Origin of the sequence: Methylobacillus caricis, assembly GCF_020532705.1 — a bacterium.
Classification (GTDB): domain Bacteria; phylum Pseudomonadota; class Gammaproteobacteria; order Burkholderiales; family Methylophilaceae; genus Methylobacillus; species Methylobacillus caricis.
In genome coordinates, this window is record NZ_JAJAVD010000001.1 from 1,182,670 (window position 1) to 1,197,654 (window position 14,985).

16 protein-coding genes are annotated in these 14,985 nt (G+C 46.1%); 6 read left to right on the plus strand and 10 right to left on the minus strand.

The window, feature by feature from the left end:
• Positions 1 to 71 precede the first annotated feature (71 nt).
• Together LG200_RS05640 and LG200_RS05645 are read left to right on the plus strand one after the other, a co-directional pair.
• Positions 72 to 815 carry an ABC transporter ATP-binding protein gene (locus LG200_RS05640; protein ID WP_226756604.1) on the plus strand — a complete coding sequence of 248 codons (744 nt, stop codon included), beginning with the start codon at positions 72 to 74 and terminating at the stop codon, positions 813 to 815.
• Positions 816 to 867: 52 nt separating this feature from the next.
• Positions 868 to 1,785: a DUF7669 domain-containing protein gene (locus LG200_RS05645; protein WP_226756605.1), complete on the plus strand. Its 918-nt coding sequence runs from the start codon at positions 868 to 870 to the stop codon at positions 1,783 to 1,785.
• 65 nt (positions 1,786 to 1,850) lie between these two features.
• On the opposite strand, the gene LG200_RS05650 is transcribed toward LG200_RS05645, so the two are convergent.
• The 4 genes from LG200_RS05650 to LG200_RS05665 form a co-directional block, all read right to left on the minus strand.
• Positions 1,851 to 2,975, minus strand: a complete 1,125-nt coding sequence (locus LG200_RS05650) for an OprO/OprP family phosphate-selective porin (RefSeq protein ID WP_226756606.1) — start codon at positions 2,973 to 2,975, stop codon at positions 1,851 to 1,853.
• 550 nt (positions 2,976 to 3,525) lie between these two features.
• On the minus strand, positions 3,526 to 4,170 hold the full coding sequence (locus tag LG200_RS05655) for a manganese efflux pump MntP (protein ID WP_264193810.1): 645 nt from the start codon (positions 4,168 to 4,170) through the stop codon (positions 3,526 to 3,528).
• A gap of 168 nt (positions 4,171 to 4,338) precedes the next feature.
• Positions 4,339 to 4,695, minus strand: a complete 357-nt coding sequence (locus tag LG200_RS05660) for a hypothetical protein (protein WP_226756607.1) — start codon at positions 4,693 to 4,695, stop codon at positions 4,339 to 4,341.
• 223 nt (positions 4,696 to 4,918) lie between these two features.
• On the minus strand, positions 4,919 to 5,125 hold the full coding sequence (locus LG200_RS05665) for a cold-shock protein (protein ID WP_226757312.1): 207 nt from the start codon (positions 5,123 to 5,125) through the stop codon (positions 4,919 to 4,921).
• A 289-nt stretch (positions 5,126 to 5,414) separates the two neighbouring features.
• Here LG200_RS05665 and infA point away from each other — a divergent pair, with 289 nt between their 5' ends.
• From infA to LG200_RS05680, 3 genes are all read left to right on the plus strand, one after another.
• Positions 5,415 to 5,669, plus strand: coding sequence for a translation initiation factor IF-1 (gene infA / locus LG200_RS05670; protein ID WP_226756608.1), 255 nt, complete (start codon positions 5,415 to 5,417; stop codon positions 5,667 to 5,669).
• Between the two features lie 586 nt (positions 5,670 to 6,255).
• Positions 6,256 to 7,347: a mechanosensitive ion channel family protein gene (locus LG200_RS05675; RefSeq protein ID WP_226756609.1), complete on the plus strand. Its 1,092-nt coding sequence runs from the start codon at positions 6,256 to 6,258 to the stop codon at positions 7,345 to 7,347.
• Between the two features lie 684 nt (positions 7,348 to 8,031).
• Positions 8,032 to 8,268: a hypothetical protein gene (locus LG200_RS05680; protein WP_226756610.1), complete on the plus strand. Its 237-nt coding sequence runs from the start codon at positions 8,032 to 8,034 to the stop codon at positions 8,266 to 8,268.
• Positions 8,269 to 8,548: 280 nt separating this feature from the next.
• Here the strand turns inward: LG200_RS05680 and LG200_RS05685 are convergent, their stop codons facing one another.
• On the minus strand, positions 8,549 to 9,664 hold the full coding sequence (locus tag LG200_RS05685; protein ID WP_226756611.1) for a DNA topoisomerase IB: 1,116 nt from the start codon (positions 9,662 to 9,664) through the stop codon (positions 8,549 to 8,551).
• 542 nt (positions 9,665 to 10,206) lie between these two features.
• On the opposite strand from LG200_RS05685, the gene LG200_RS05690 reads away from it, so the two are divergent.
• Entirely contained in the window at positions 10,207 to 10,398 is a 192-nt protein-coding gene (locus LG200_RS05690; RefSeq protein WP_226756612.1) for a hypothetical protein, read from the plus strand.
• Positions 10,399 to 10,649: 251 nt separating this feature from the next.
• Here the strand turns inward: LG200_RS05690 and LG200_RS05695 are convergent, their stop codons facing one another.
• Genes LG200_RS05695 through ctaD form a run of 5 tightly spaced genes read right to left on the minus strand, consistent with a single transcriptional unit; the run spans position 10,650 to position 14,982 of the window.
• Entirely contained in the window at positions 10,650 to 11,084 is a 435-nt protein-coding gene (locus LG200_RS05695; RefSeq protein WP_226756613.1) for a GlcG/HbpS family heme-binding protein, read from the minus strand.
• 53 nt (positions 11,085 to 11,137) lie between these two features.
• Positions 11,138 to 12,067 (minus strand): cytochrome c oxidase assembly protein, encoded by a 930-nt coding sequence (locus LG200_RS05700; RefSeq protein WP_226756614.1) that lies wholly within the window; start codon positions 12,065 to 12,067, stop codon positions 11,138 to 11,140.
• Complete coding sequence (locus tag LG200_RS05705; RefSeq protein ID WP_226756615.1) at positions 12,064 to 12,474, minus strand: hypothetical protein; 411 nt, start codon at positions 12,472 to 12,474, stop codon at positions 12,064 to 12,066. Before LG200_RS05705 ends, LG200_RS05700 begins: the two co-directional genes overlap by 4 nt.
• Positions 12,475 to 12,487: 13 nt before the next feature.
• Positions 12,488 to 13,093 carry a cytochrome c oxidase subunit 3 gene (locus LG200_RS05710; RefSeq protein ID WP_226756616.1) on the minus strand — a complete coding sequence of 202 codons (606 nt, stop codon included), beginning with the start codon at positions 13,091 to 13,093 and terminating at the stop codon, positions 12,488 to 12,490.
• Positions 13,090 to 14,982 carry a cytochrome c oxidase subunit I gene (gene ctaD / locus LG200_RS05715; RefSeq protein ID WP_226756617.1) on the minus strand — a complete coding sequence of 631 codons (1,893 nt, stop codon included), beginning with the start codon at positions 14,980 to 14,982 and terminating at the stop codon, positions 13,090 to 13,092. The genes LG200_RS05710 and ctaD overlap by 4 nt, the downstream gene beginning before the upstream one ends.
• Between the last annotated feature and the right edge of the window lie 3 nt (positions 14,983 to 14,985).

Below are 14,985 nucleotides of genomic sequence, written 5' to 3' on the forward strand. Positions count from 1 at the left end.
GCCCAAGCTGGTTTTCGGTGATGCCCCTGATCAGGCATCACCGAAAACTTGTTTAAACCAGGAATTTTTTTATGTCATCTGCCAATATCTTGCAAATCAACCAGATAGAAGTGATTTATGAGAAAGTCATCCTGGCTGTCAAGAATGTCTCCCTCACGGTAAAGGAAGGCGCTATTGTGGCCTTGCTGGGTGCCAATGGCGCAGGCAAAAGCACCACGCTCAAGGCCGCATCCGGACTGGCCAACGCCGAACGCGGCGAGGTGGCACATGGGAGTATCCATTACCAGGGACAGGACATCACTACTATTCCCACTTCAGATCTCGTTCAGCAAGGGCTGGTGCAAGTGCTTGAAGGCCGCCATTGTTTTGCCCACCTGACCATAGAGGAAAACCTCTATACCGGGGCTTTTGTCCGCAAGCCATCGGCAAGACAGATTGAACAGTCGCTGGAAAAAATCTATCACTACTTCCCGCGCCTGCGTAAATTGCGTAAGAACCAAGCTGGATACGCCTCCGGTGGGGAGCAGCAAATGGTGGCCATAGGTCGTGCCTTGATGGCAAACCCGAAACTAGTACTGCTGGACGAGCCATCTATGGGGCTGGCGCCACTGGTGGTGGAGGAAATTTTTGAGATCGTCAAAACCTTGAATCAGGAAGAAGGGGTCAGCTTCCTGTTATCCGAGCAAAACGCTGCCATTGCCCTGCAATATGCTGACCATGGCTATATTATTGAAAGTGGCAGAATAGCAGCGGAAGGGAACTCTGAAGAGTTAAAACACAGCGGAAATCTGGATACCTTGTATTTCGGAAAATAGCTCAGTTTATGTCATGATCTAGCTTGTTTTAAGACATAAATTAGAGAAAAGTATGACAATTTTTACTGTAAATTCGCAAAATCAATTGATAGAGGCGCCAAGAGTTTTACTTGAGCGAGAAATACAACTCGAAGAGTGGTTACATAATAGTCCATGGGCTGTTGCTAATGAAGATTTATTGATCATTGGCCGTCAAACTAAAGCAAGTATCGCAGAAAACAACCGTTACCCTGATTTATTAGCGCTAGATAAAGACGGAAATATTGTTGTAATTGAGCTTAAAAAAGGTAAGGCACCGCGTGAGGTGATTGCTCAAATATTGGAATATGCCGCATGGGCATCACAATTATCCGCAGATCAGATCAAAGAAATTGCAAACATCAATTTAAATTCTGATGTTTATGCCATATTCAAAGAGTATTTTGAGGTAGATGAAGTACCTATGTTGGGTAGTAGCTTAAGATTATTTATTGCTGCAGAGGAGATTCCTCCCACTTTATCGGAGGTCTGTCGGTTTCTCAGGCAAAATTTAGGCTTAGATATCTCTTGCGTCATTTATGAGGCTCACAGAGGAGAGTCTGGGAGTTTATTGGTCGATTCAAGCTTGGTCGTTGGAGGTGAGAGATTGGCTGGCAAAAGTTCTAATATAAATCCAACGTCAAATGCAAATAATTGGAATGGCGATACTCCTGTTAAGGAGATTATCTGGAATGCCGTACGCCATCTTTCTCACAACAATCATGATTTTGTCTTTTCTCCTAAAGACATCATTTCTTATCTCAGCACCGCATATCCGGATGTGAACAAAAGTACGATTCGCTGCCAAATAGCCTCGGATTGTGTCAATCACCCCTCTCGCCATCATTGGCCTGGAGGCATTGATCGATATTGGCAAATACAAAAAGGAAAGTATCGATTATATAATCAGCTGGACGATCAGTGGTCCATTCCAATCAAAGTCACCAATTAATCTAATTAGTAACGCCGACCGGTCATTCAAACCGGCCGGTGTATTTCTAAGCGTCTAATCTTGGCTTAAAAGAAGTGCGCCACATGGAAGCGCACAGCTATGCCATCAATATCCGGCAGGCCCTGATTCAGTTTTTCCTTGTAATAGTAAGCATCGATACGGATATTGCTGCCATTGATCAGGTAGCTGACACCGAGATCGTAGCGTTTTCTATCCAAGCCGGCTAATGCGACTGCATTGGTATCATCGTTCTCAAACCGTTCATAGACAAACTTGGGCTGGATCTTGCCTATGCCGACTTCCTGCGGGAAGGTATAGCTGCCGGTAACGAAAAAGCCCTTGCCCTTGGCAATGCTTGGGTCCAATGTGTTGTCATTGTCGTATTTGTAATAAGAGCCTTCGGCACCCACTACGCCGCCGCCACTGATGGCTTTCTCCAGCCGGCCATCCACGTTCCAGTAGCTGTAATTGCCAGGGTTGGCAATCGTGCCGGCGCCATCCTTCTGGTAACGATACGAGGCACCGACTGCCAGGATATCCTTGGCGCCATCATAGCTGGCCAGGTTGTAGAAGCCGGGTTCCGGATCCCAGAAGTTATAGGATAAACGGCCAGCGAAGGAGAGGTTGTCTGACTGGTTAGAGGTGTTTGAGCCGCTGCGTCCTTCAAAAGCGCCGATATGGTATTTCAGTTTTTGATTGAGCAGTACGCCCCAGATGGAAGCGCCATTATCCCGGCCACCCAGCCTGTTAGGAGCCTGTTCAGAGAACGGGAAGTCAAAGGTAGGTGGATAGTATGGGGCAGATGCGGAGGCACGGCTGGCTGGCGGCAGGAAGCGGCCAATGAAGATATTGAAGTGTTCGTTCAGCTCGAGGCCAATGCGTGCATCAAGAATGCCGATGCGGTCATCAGCGTCTTTTTCCGTATTCAACTCAAAAGAAACATATTTATGCAGCTTGCCATTGGTATAAAGACGTGCACTTTCAAGGTCAAAGTCGTTCGACCTGTCACTGCCGCTGGGAGCTGCGTCCTTGACGGACTTATAGCTGGCACGGGCAGCAACGCCGATATTGATGAATTGGTCATCATTGCGGGAAAAAGTGGGGTCTGCACTGGCTGGAAGTGATGCCAATGCCATGCTGGCCAAGATAAATGCCTGGCTCCAGCGACTTGGGAAATGTAAGTGGTCCATTTATAAACACCCTGAATAATTGATATTGATTGGATGCGTTTACAGGTTATGACCTGATAGGAATCAGTGACTTAATCCATGGTGGGAAAACGCTACAGGGTGTATAGGCATTTAATATGCCAGTTATTTTTTAATTACAAATCAATATGTTATGTATTTTTTGGAGATTTTAGATTGCTTTTGAAAAAGCAAGATGATGAATGCATGCTGGTTGAAAAGCAGGCAAGGGGAGGCATCTAAAGCCGGGTAACCCTTAGGCGCTTGTTAAAACTTCAGAGGGCAGGATGGTTTGCATTCTCCGCCCAGCACTTTTAACAAGTTGATGCTGTTGGCCAACGCTAATTGTTTTAGCTGTACTAGTTGCTGTTCGGACTAGAACAGACTGCGCTCGGCATCCAGCAACTCCAGGCACATCCGTATCTATAGGACGCTGTTCTTGGCCAATCGGATTAAACAAATGGAAAATAGCCTAAAAACTTTACAGGGCAGGATTTATGGCGTTCAAGATAGCCTCCGAGCTAAGGCTGGTAAAAGGCTAGGCAATTTCATCTCAGCCTGCGCCAGCCAAATGCTTATACAAAATCAGGCCTCCGATCGCAATCAGAATGGCGCCTCCCAGAATCTCCACCGTTCTGCGTGAGGCTGAACCAAGCATACGGCCCAACATCACGCCGATTGTCACCATCAGGAAGGTGACAGCACCAATCACTATTGCTACCGGAACAATATCCACATCAAGAAAAGCCAGGCTAACGCCTATGCTCATGGCGTCAAGACTGGTTGCAAATGCCGTCATCGCCAATAGCATGAATGAATGGCTATTCGGTTTCCCTGCATTTTCCGGCACAGACTTGCAGCCTGACAAAACCATGCGAATGCCGAGCACAGACAATATGCCAAATGCAATCCAATGGTCCCACGCTGTCACATAGTCTGACGCTACACGCCCAAGGCTCCAGCCAACTAACGGCGTGATGGCCTCGATTCCTCCAAAAATAAGGCCTGTACGCAGCGCTTCCAGCAAGCGTGGCTTATGCAGCATGGCTCCTTTGCCAATGGCAGCAGCAAAAGCGTCAGCGGACATTGCCAATGCGAGGAAAAATATGGAAACGATATTCATGGATTCAAATTCAGGCTTGGGTTGGGCGTGCTCAAATGGCTGACAGACCGCCCAACCGAGCGTACTGACAACCATTAGTCTCGCCAACCAAGATGGCTACCCGTACCACGACAGTCGTCGATTATGTTGATACGGGCGCTTCGAATGGAAGCAGGCTACTCCCTAAAGGTGGAGTGGATTTTACTATATATGGAATGAGAGAGCTACCCGGCAATTAAAACTCAATAGGAAGCTTCAGAAGAATCATATTGATTGACTGGAAAGGGTGTTATCCGCTTTTTGCTTGAGCTCCTCCTTCATCTGGTCAACAATTTTTTGTCGCTCTTCACCGCTCATGCTGTTGAATTCTTCCTTGGTAATGCCGTGGCTATTCAGCCAATGCCATTGAAATTTTTCACTATCGGACATATTCATGTATTCCTCAAGCTCCTTGGCCGCCTCGGATTGAAGATATCCTGATTGGCTGCTGGAGGAAAGCGACACTTTAGTCGACTCTGGTACCGGGCTTTCTGCAGGTTTGAGGTTGCTGCTTTTGGGCGAAGTATATGGGGTTGCAGCAAGTGCGGATAATGCTGTCGAGTTATAGTTGGATATATTCATTAAGGCAGCCATTCCCTTCTATTGTTATAAAGAGCCAGTATCGCAGTCTAACAATTAGGAAACGGACGCAATTGCATGAATAGCATGGTAAATATTCGCTATTTCAAGCAGTATAACAACATGGAGATGAACGCCTCTGAAAGAGGGTAGAGTAGTGCGCGGATGTTAAAGGCAATAAAAAACCTCGCATCGCATACGAGGTTTTTTGACTTACAGCCTAAAACTATTCAGCCTTGATATTGCCAGCTTGCTTACCTTTAGGTCCGTCAATCACGTCAAAGCTAACACGCTGGTTTTCTTTGAGGCTCTTGTAACCAGTGTCACTAACAATAGCTGAGAAGTGAGCAAACAACTCTGCACCACCTGCATCTGGAGTGATGAAACCAAAGCCCTTGCTGTCATTAAACCACTTCACTACACCTGTTGCCATAATAAATTCCATTCATATCTCTAAAGGGGGGCGCCCCAAAAGTTTGTATTTCAAAATCTTAAAAAATATCAAAAAATCAAAGTTCAAACACCTAGGTGACTTTGTACGTATTAATTTCAACAATGTCAAGAAATAATTAAAATTTTTAAAGAAATCCATCTTAATTTGCTTTTGGCATATTGAAACTCTATACTGTAAGGAGAACTTACTTACTATTCCCTCGCAAAATCACACGCCCCTCCCAGGATTATTGCTGCACAGTAGTCTTACCTACATCTTGGAGAAACATTTGGCAAAAGAAGAACTGATCGAAATGCATGGCGTAGTGATGGAAATTCTTCCAGACTCGAGATACCGCGTTACCCTGGATAACGGCCATACTCTTGTGGCGTATACCGGCGGAAAGATGAAAAAAAATCATATCCGCATTCTTGCTGGCGACAAGGTCACCTTGGAGCTGTCTCCCTATGATATCAATAACGGCAGAATTACCTTCCGTCATCTCGCAAGCAATAGCCCAGCTCCGATGCGGAGAAGGCGATAGGGCTTGTTGAACCCTGAGTGATGAGTATTACCTTAATCTGCATGATGGCCGGTTAAGGTAATAAAAACACATAACTCCGGTCAGCATGCCATCAAATCAAGTTTGGTGGCTTCCTAATAAACACGGCAACCTTCGCTCCTCCTGTCACACTAAATATCGTAATAGGCTGAAAATACCACCCAGCCAGCTTCAATCAAACTTCTAAAATAACCAGGCTACCAAAAACGGTCAGGAAGCTGATCATGCGTATCCCTCTCGTTTCAATATACATATTGGGTTCACCGCTTAGGATAGTTTGGTTTTTATTATGCCTGTCATGGCGCTAATTCCTCAGCCTTTTTGGTGTGAAAGCTTAATTGCCTAATCCTTGCCTTGCGGCTTGGATTCAAAGCATGAAATGGAATTTTGCATATCGTCTATTGGGCGTATACGCCTGTCCAGTCAACAAATAACTCTGAACTTCATCCGCCATTAAGACTCCCTCAATAGGCAAGCAAGACATTATCCATTTAATTATGGATGGCATCCATGTAGGGATCATCAATTTTATCTTTCGAACTCAAAAACCGTGAATAAGGAGTTTTGAATGAGCAACTGGCTACAAATCAATACCTTTCTCGGGCTGCCCGCATATCAATGGCTAGTAACCAGCCTGATCATCATCGTTGCATATATTGCATTGCACTCGCTCTGGCAAATCGTTCTGAATAAATTGTCCAACATAGCAATTAAAAGCAACAGGACATTGGATGATGCTTTCGTTGAGGTGCTGCGCAGTACACAAAGACTGACCTTTGCATTTTTCGCGCTATTGATCGGCCTTCATTTCTTGGACCTGCCCCAAAAATGGGAAAACCGCCTGGATCATTTATCATTCCTGGTGATAGGTATTCAGATCGCGGTTTGGGTGAGCAAAAGCATCACGATCTGGTCCCGAATGCAGCTTTTGGAAAAAGAAGGCTCGGTTCCTAATCCTGTCATTACTTCCATGTTGAGCTGGATATTCAAGGCAGTAGTCTGGTCAATAGTCGTATTAACCATTCTTTCAAATATAGGCGTCAATATCACAGCATTTGTAGCTAGTCTTGGTGTTGGCGGCGTGGCAGTTGCATTGGCCGTGCAAAACATTTTGAGCGACCTTTTTGCTTCTCTGGCAATCGGGCTTGATAAACCTTTCGTCATCGGGGATTTTGTTGTTTTTGGCGAGGTTGCTGGCAGTATAGAGAGGATAGGGCTCAAGACAACCCATATTAGAAGTATCAGCGGCGAACAGATTGTGTGCAGTAACACAGAGCTTCTTAAAAATACCATACACAATTACAAACGAATGTCCGAACGCCGGGTAGTATTCAAGTTCGGGGTAACTTATGATACTCCGCCCACTAGCCTAGCCAAAATTCCGGAAATCGTTAAGAACGCTATAGAAAAATCGAAAAATACCCGATTTGACCGAGCACATTTTCAACAGTTTGGATCAAGCTCTTTGGATTTCGAGGTTGTTTATTTTATCAATTCCAGTGACTTCAATCTGTATATGGATACACAGCAGGCAATAAATCTGGACATGATGAATGAATTTCAAGGTTTGGGCGTTAAGTTCGCGTTGCCTACCACTACTTTACATATTCCTGAAGGCCTATCCGGTAGCGCATTTAATAGCCCTGTCGTTGCAAAATGACAATTAAGGTTGTGGGGTTAAGCAACTTTATATTTTATACTTGGGCCACTCAAATAAGCTGGCTGACCGGAATGAATGACAGCCGTAAGATAGTCCTATTGAATAAAATAAATATTTGTAGATAGAATCAGCCCGTATTAACTTTTATCAAAGATTAATACGTACGTCTACTTCTCCGCGCCTCTTCCCCCCGCTAGGCGCTTTTTTTCGCAACACCTATTGGTTTCATTATTAGATGCAAGAGAATATCGACTACTAAAATCGATGATAACTCTTGTTTTACTAAAAGATTTTTTCGTAAAAAATGATGGCTGCTGTAACTCCTCACCATAAAGTGAATGTTAATTATTCTGACGTATTTTTCAGAATTTACTGATACGTTGATATTTCATTTTCAACTATATTAGTTATTTAATTGCTCTACATGAGTAGCTCTACTGATTCTTTTAGTGAGGCCCTATACATGGACAGGAAGGTCAGAATTATTGGCCGAAGCGATGTACCGACAGGCATTACTTTATCCGTAATTATTGACCGAATAGAACATTACCCATGGAACAAGGCTCACAGTAGCTGGGAAGAGGTCAGGTTGAATGGAGCTTCCTATGCTAAAAGGCTGATTGATCAAACCTCTGGCTGGTAGGAAGAAGTCAAGGGAATTAAATTTTACATGGAGCTATATAGATGCAAGAGAAGTTTCACTTTCGTCTTACGCCAATGCAGAAAAATATCCTTTATCTAATAGGTGCTGTGATAGCTGGACTGGTTATTTACAAAATAATAGGCCCCAATCCTCCTTTGACTGATAAAGCTCATTATGAAATTGAGGAAAAGGCAAAGGAGCTGGATAAAAGGCGTACCGAAGACATCGAGGGTGGAAATGTGCCGCGACAGCAATGGCAGTCGGAAGACCCTCATTAATAAACAGCATTTATCTGAGGAAATTCAACCAATTCTGATATGAACTTGCCTATGCGTATTCAATATGTAATAGAGATCAATACAGGAAGTGATATATATTCTTTTTATTTCGCTACGAGTTTAGTTGATTCCACAGATGTTGAAATTCCAGCCCGATTGAAAGAGGCGTTTCCTTCGCCAAAATTCTTGATACGTACCAACTCAGGCTCTTCCTCAATCCAATCTATTTTGTGACAGTCAAGGGCTAAGCCTAGCCCGTAGTAATAATAGATGCAACGACCTATTTATTTATATCCTGGCTCTGTAACAATTTCAAAACTTGCTGCTCAACAGGATTTAATGCCCACGGTTTGGAGGATTTGTTTAAGGAGGATGCATCATCTCTTACATGGTCGAATATTCCCCCTGCCAGATAAGTCTTGATAATGAAAGGATGCACATAGCATTTTCGACATATGGCCGGAGTATTTCCAAGTTTTTCTGCTACCACAGCAATTGCCTCGGTAACATTTTTTTTGGCTTGTGTTTGGTTTTCAAAAGCTTCTGCGGATATTAGGGCTTCAAAAGCGTGAATGGCGCCCGACCAAGTTCTGAAGTCCTTGGCGGTATATTCAGAACCAGTAATGTTTTTGAGATATTGATTTACATCTGAAGAGCTGATTGAGTGTCGATGTCCAGTCTCGTCAACATATTGGAACAGCTCTTGTCCAGGAAGGTCCTTCATTTTGCGTACAATCCTGGCAAGATTTGCATTTTGCAGGGTAATGGTATGCTCTACTCGACTTTTCCCCTGGAAATGAAAGACGATTTGCCCGGCATGCACATCAACGTGACGATTGCGTAATGTCGTAATGCCAAACGAGCGGTTAATGCGTGCATATTCGTCATTGCCTATTCTAATCATTGTCTTTTCAAGAAGCGTTACCACTAAAGCTAATATTTTCTCCATGCATAGTCCAGGCCTTGCCAGGTCAGTATTTACCTGCTTGCGGATCAAAGGTAGATGCAAGGCAAAATCGACAATATGTCCATACTTGGCCTCATCGCGAATTACTCTCCAGCTCTTATGATAGCGGTACTGTTTACGGCCTTTAGCGTCGTAACCAGTGGCTTGAAGGTGACCGTTGGCATAAGGGCAAATCCATACGTTTGTCCATGCTGGGGGAATTGCCAAGGCCTTGATGCGATTCAGATGCTGGTTATCACGTAAGGGGCGTCCATGCGTGTCCATATATCGAAAACCCTTGACGGACCGCTTGCGGGTAATCCCAGCAATGCGGTCATTTATATACCTCAAACGCGCTGCTTGAGCCGACAACTCCATATCAATATGCAGGTCTTTGCATAATGAAGCGTTACCTTGTGCAATTGCCCCATCAATTGCGGCATTAGCCATTAAGTGTTCTCCATAATCACGAATGGCATGGGTAATGGCTAGTGCCAGTTGATAAAACTGCTGCTGATAGAGCGTTCAACTTAGGTCACCTTTTGACTGGGTATTGGGCGATTGACCCACTGGCATTTATAAACATCATGTTGGACTCACGATTAAGCGCGGGGAAACAGCGGTGACAAATAATGGCTTGATCACAAAGGATGCTTTTCTATCCAATAAACCCCAGCATTCCAAAGCAACCAAAACAAATTGGCAACCATGATGCTGATCACTATGAGATGGAAATGATTTTTCATTTTTTGTCCTTGCTTCCAATTAGCTGGAGACCTTTATTTGAGCCATTTTATGGAATAGGAATAACAGTATTTATCCGCTATTTACTGAATCAGATGTAAGAAAGCAACTACAGGTTGGCCGTAATGGACACTGACAGAAATCTGGGTAGATATCCCATGTTTAAATTTCACATTGCATCACACAATTGGCGGGTTTCGTCTTATTAGACTTTCACTTGGTGTAATTTAGGATTGAAAGGAGTTTGAATGAACATTGCTGCATTAACCCATTTGCAACTGGAAGCATTAAATGAAGTGCGGAAGGCGGAGCAGGAGGGAAGAGAAGCGGTCATTGCTGATGGATTGCGAGACTTTCTTGTAGATCACGAGCTGATCTTGCCCGACATGAATCGACACCATCGTGTTACTGAAAAAGCTAAATCATTGTTGAGCCGTTAATTACCGTTGCATGGGTCGTGGGTAATTGGTTGGCTTGTTGAAGAGCACGCCTGTCTCCGTCCTGGAAAGGCGGCTATGAAAGCACAGGGGAAATCCTGTGCTTTCTCGCTTCTTGTTTGGCGCTAGCTCTAATTGGCTCGCAATACTCCGGCCGATAAACCCCAGATACCAGTGCGCAGCACTTCGCAAGACATACGACCACAGTTACCCGCATCTATATGAACAACGCAATCAGAGGCTGGATGCTTATATCATGTGCGCCATGGATGCTTGGGCAGGTCACAGCTGCCTACAGCGTCCACACCCGCCTTGGCCACTATATGGTCATTCTCTACGGTATCTCCACTTACTCCTATGGCTCCTATCAACATTCCTTCTTCATCCACGATCGGCATCCCGCCAGGAAAGGTGATCAATCCCTGGTTTGAGTGTTCTATTCCGTACAAGGGCTGATCAGGTTGCGACAATTTTCCGATTTCTCCAGAAGGCATTGCAAAAAAGCAGGCAGTCTTGGCTTTCTTGATCGCAACATCGATACTGCCTACCCAGGCATCATCCATGCGCGAAAATGTCTTGAGGTTGGCACCCGAATCCAGCACGGCAATACAGCTTTTAACACCGATGCTCTCGGCTTTACGGATAGCTTGGTCAATAATGCTCTTGGCTTGTTCAATAGTGACATGCATGATGTTTCTCCTGTGTGATGAATAAAAAATGAGAGGATTACCAGTCTCCCTGACTAAAAATTTGATGGATGCCCGTGATTGGCTGGTTTTATTGCAGGTTGATTCCTGCTTTCCATGCTTAACAGTCGATAACAGATAAAAAGCGCCACTGCCAAGTAGGCAAGGCCACCTGGAATCCACATGATCAGCCCACCTAATTGCTGATCCTGCAATGCAAGTTCAAGGCTTCCGCCGACTGTGGCTGCATAGGTCGGGTACCAGACTTTGTTTGAGAAAGTTAATAACGCACCTAGCAGCGCTGTATGCAGTGCTGTGGTGAATAAGGAAACCAGGCTGGAGACCGTGGTATTGCGTCCACGCCTGAAGTTGACCAGCGACCACCAGAAGAGCAATGCGGAAAAAAAGAAACTGAGGTGCTGGATATCATGTACCAGCGTGTCATGTAATGCCGCCTCGAACAGGGCTGGTACATGCCATCCCCATAACACACTAGCATGGATGATCCAGGCGAAAAGGGGAGTGGTGAGGAACCTCCAAGCCGATGAAAAACGTTTGCTGGAAGTGATTCTTCCTATCCTGCCGGCCCACTGATGAGTGACCGCCCATGCCCATATGGGCAATGGACGCGCAAGGACGAATAATGGGGCTGAGATAATCATCAGCAGTTCATGCTGGACCATATGCACCGAAAAATAGGCATTGCCAAGAGTGTCGACTGGAGAAAGCAGGGCAATGACAAGTATTATCCAGGCAACCAGGAATGCTTTTGTTCGCAATTGAGAGTCATAGGTTGGCCTGCCTGCTTTAGCAGTAAGACGGTATATCCCTATCAGATACAAGATTAGCGAAAGAAGAATGGGGATTGCCACCCAATAATCCTTCAAAAGTTGCAGCATTGAAGTATGGTGGTCATTACCGGCCACTGGGTGCGCCAAGCTCTGCAGGGTATAGAGGCAGAGCAGGAAAGGTAGCAGTCGCTTCATATGCAAGGGTCCAGCAGCAGAACTGGAAGCCACTGGATTACGATAACCAGAAGAAAGAACAGGCTGAGCATGAAACCCGCCAAGGCCATAAATTGTCGAGGTGGCATTTCACTTTCGCTCTCACTTCCACGCTTATGCGATTCAGGGGTTTCGTTGATGCGGGCCAGGGTCTTGTGCAATTGCAAGTTATGCCAGCTTAAGTAAGCGCTGCTTGCTGCCATCAAGAAGGCTATTGCACTAACAATATGTACAGGTATTAACTGCTCTTCCCTGCAAGACCAGTCCAATATCGGGTATGCAACACTGAGCTGCATGCCCCAGCTTACAGGTCCCGCAATAATGCATATCCAGAGCAATGCCAGGGCAAAGCTGGGGTTCTCTTCTGCGATTTTTATCGGGTCGCGCATAATGTTCCTTTCATTAGCCCCATATGCGGGAACCCCAATATATCGTGAGGTAAAGTGGAATCCATGCTGCCGCGACAAAATACCAATAGAGCCCATTCACCGTGACAGCAATCCTCTTTTCCGGAGTGAAATAATGTTTGCGAGCAAGATAGACGATCACCAGCGTCTTGAGGATCACTGCAATCACATGGGCACTATGGAATCCAATCATGAGCCAGACCACAGATCCGTACGCATGGGTATCCCATCGAAAATCAATATGCCCTCCATACTCGTAAGCCTTGATTGCGAGGAATATCAACGCTAGCAATATGCTGAATAGCGGGAGGCGCCCCAGAGGTTCGGGATTGCCGCTTTTGAAAGCTTTATCGGTGAGATAGACGGGAACCATGCTGGCGAGTAGCACCAATGTCGACAAAGTGGGCAGCAGCAGTTCAGGTGGGTTGGTCCCGGCAGGTGGCCAAGCGGCATGGTTGCCTTGCAGGTAGAAAAAGCTCGCGATCAAAGTGGCGACTACCGTGCCTTCTACTGTCACCAGGCCTATGATTCCCCACCACAGTGGAGATTTGAACTCATAACTGTAGTCCGGCAGCTTGCTGGCATCCAGATTTTTGCTCATTTTGCTGCCTCTACCTGCTTGGGCCAGACCCATCCGGCAATGGCAACAAAGCAAAGGAGAAATCCAAGCAGTGGAATCGCAAGATGGATCATCATGCCAGCGAAGGTGATCGCAACCGCTACTGCCAGCCAGAAAGGCCAGGGAGAAGGGCCGGGAAGGGGTTGCCGGGATTCTGGCTGAGACTCCAGAATCGATGTCAGCAATATTTCCCGCCTATCACTTCTTATTCCAGTGACAACCGGGTTCTGTTCTAGCCCTCCAGTGCCTGACCATAATGGATAGCGACTGTCCACGGTTCTGATGTGGCGAAAATTATAGGATGGCGGCGGCGAGCTCGTAGCCCATTCCAAAGTATCGGCATTCCATGGATTGTCTTTGGCAATTATGCCTCGCCTGAGGCTGATCAGGACATTGAGCAATGTCAGCATAAAGCCAATGGCGAGCACAACAGAACTAATACTGATGAACAAGTTGGCCTCGTTCCAGCCAAGGCCATCGATATATGTATAGACCCGCCGTGGCATGCCATCCAGCCCCAGCTTGTGCATGGGGAAGAAGGTAAGGTTGAAGCCAGCGAAGGTGATCCAAAATGCGGCTTTTCCCAAGCGCTCGCTCATCATGCGGCCAGTAAACTTGGGATACCAGTAATAAAGTCCACCGAGCAAAGGAAAGACAGCGCCGCCAACCAGGACGTAATGAAAATGCGCAACGACAAAATAAGTATCGTGGGCCTGCAAGTCGAAGGGCACCGATGCAACCATCACTCCGCTCAGTCCGCCAATGATAAAGATCAGGAAAAACCCTAGTACATGTAGTAAGGGGGTATCTAACTTTGGCTTGCTGCCCCAGAGGGTAGCGATCCAGCAAAATATTTGTACTCCACTTGGGATGGCGATCATTGCACTTGAGGCGGTGAAGAAGTTGGAGCCAAGCTGTGGCAAGCCCGCAGTGAACATATGGTGCACCCATAGTCCAAAACCGATGAAGCCGATTGCCACGATCGATAGCACGATCGGGATATAGCCAAATATAGGGCGTTGCGTGAAAGTAATGATGATGCTGGAGATCATGCCCAGGGCGGGGATGAATATAATATAAACCTCCGGGTGGCCGAAAAACCAAAATAAGTGCTGCCATAATACCGGGTCTCCCGAAGCCGCCGTGAAAAAATGCATGCCTGCCATGCGATCCAGCGCCAGCATCAGGCTTGCAATCACCAAGGGCGGCAGGGCAAATACGATCATGAAGGACATCACCAGGATGGACCAGACGAAGATCGGCATGCGGTTAAGCGACATGCCAGGCACTTTGCACTTGAATATGGTGGCAATGAGCTCAATCGCAGCAACCAGTGCTGAAATTTCCATGAAGGTGATGACGGTCGTATAGAAATCCAGTCCCAGACCAGGGGAGAATGCTGCCCCCGCGAGCGGTGGATAACTAAACCAGCCTGCATCGGGAGCGATTTTGAGGAAGAGGGCGGCATACATCATGACACCTGCAATCAGGTAAATGTAATAGCCAAAAGCATTGAGCCGCGGGAAAGTCATATCCCGGGTGCCCAGCATCAAGGGGATGATATAGACAGCAATCCCTTCCATGACGGGGACTGCGAATAGAAACATCATGGTAATGCCATGCATGGAGAAAACCTGGTTGTAGGTTTCGGGATCCATGAAGTTATTTTCGGGAACCGCCAGCTGTATGCGCATCAGTAGCGCTAGCACAACGCCCAAAATAAAAAACACAAACCCGGTGACGATGAAGCGCATACCTATATTTTTCTGGTTCACCCATGTGAACCAAGCAAAAAAGCCAGGAGGAGAGCCCCATGTTTGCTCTAGCTGCTGAGTTTCCTTATCTTGAGGGATAGATGCTGAATCGATCATTCT

Coding starts and splice junctions, on each gene's coding strand:
- LG200_RS05640 (WP_226756604.1), top strand. CDS start 72: ATGTCATCTGCCAATATCTTGCAAATCAACCAGATAGAAGTGATTTAT.
- LG200_RS05645 (WP_226756605.1), top strand. CDS start 868: ATGACAATTTTTACTGTAAATTCGCAAAATCAATTGATAGAGGCGCCA.
- LG200_RS05650 (WP_226756606.1), bottom strand. CDS start 2,975: ATGGACCACTTACATTTCCCAAGTCGCTGGAGCCAGGCATTTATCTTG.
- LG200_RS05655 (WP_264193810.1), bottom strand. CDS start 4,170: ATGGTTGTCAGTACGCTCGGTTGGGCGGTCTGTCAGCCATTTGAGCAC.
- LG200_RS05660 (WP_226756607.1), bottom strand. CDS start 4,695: ATGAATATATCCAACTATAACTCGACAGCATTATCCGCACTTGCTGCA.
- LG200_RS05665 (WP_226757312.1), bottom strand. CDS start 5,125: ATGGCAACAGGTGTAGTGAAGTGGTTTAATGACAGCAAGGGCTTTGGT.
- LG200_RS05675 (WP_226756609.1), top strand. CDS start 6,256: ATGAGCAACTGGCTACAAATCAATACCTTTCTCGGGCTGCCCGCATAT.
- LG200_RS05680 (WP_226756610.1), top strand. CDS start 8,032: ATGCAAGAGAAGTTTCACTTTCGTCTTACGCCAATGCAGAAAAATATC.
- LG200_RS05685 (WP_226756611.1), bottom strand. CDS start 9,664: ATGGCTAATGCCGCAATTGATGGGGCAATTGCACAAGGTAACGCTTCA.
- LG200_RS05690 (WP_226756612.1), top strand. CDS start 10,207: ATGAACATTGCTGCATTAACCCATTTGCAACTGGAAGCATTAAATGAA.
- LG200_RS05695 (WP_226756613.1), bottom strand. CDS start 11,084: ATGCATGTCACTATTGAACAAGCCAAGAGCATTATTGACCAAGCTATC.
- LG200_RS05700 (WP_226756614.1), bottom strand. CDS start 12,067: ATGAAGCGACTGCTACCTTTCCTGCTCTGCCTCTATACCCTGCAGAGC.
- LG200_RS05705 (WP_226756615.1), bottom strand. CDS start 12,474: ATGCGCGACCCGATAAAAATCGCAGAAGAGAACCCCAGCTTTGCCCTG.
- LG200_RS05710 (WP_226756616.1), bottom strand. CDS start 13,093: ATGAGCAAAAATCTGGATGCCAGCAAGCTGCCGGACTACAGTTATGAG.
- ctaD (WP_226756617.1), bottom strand. CDS start 14,982: ATGATCGATTCAGCATCTATCCCTCAAGATAAGGAAACTCAGCAGCTA.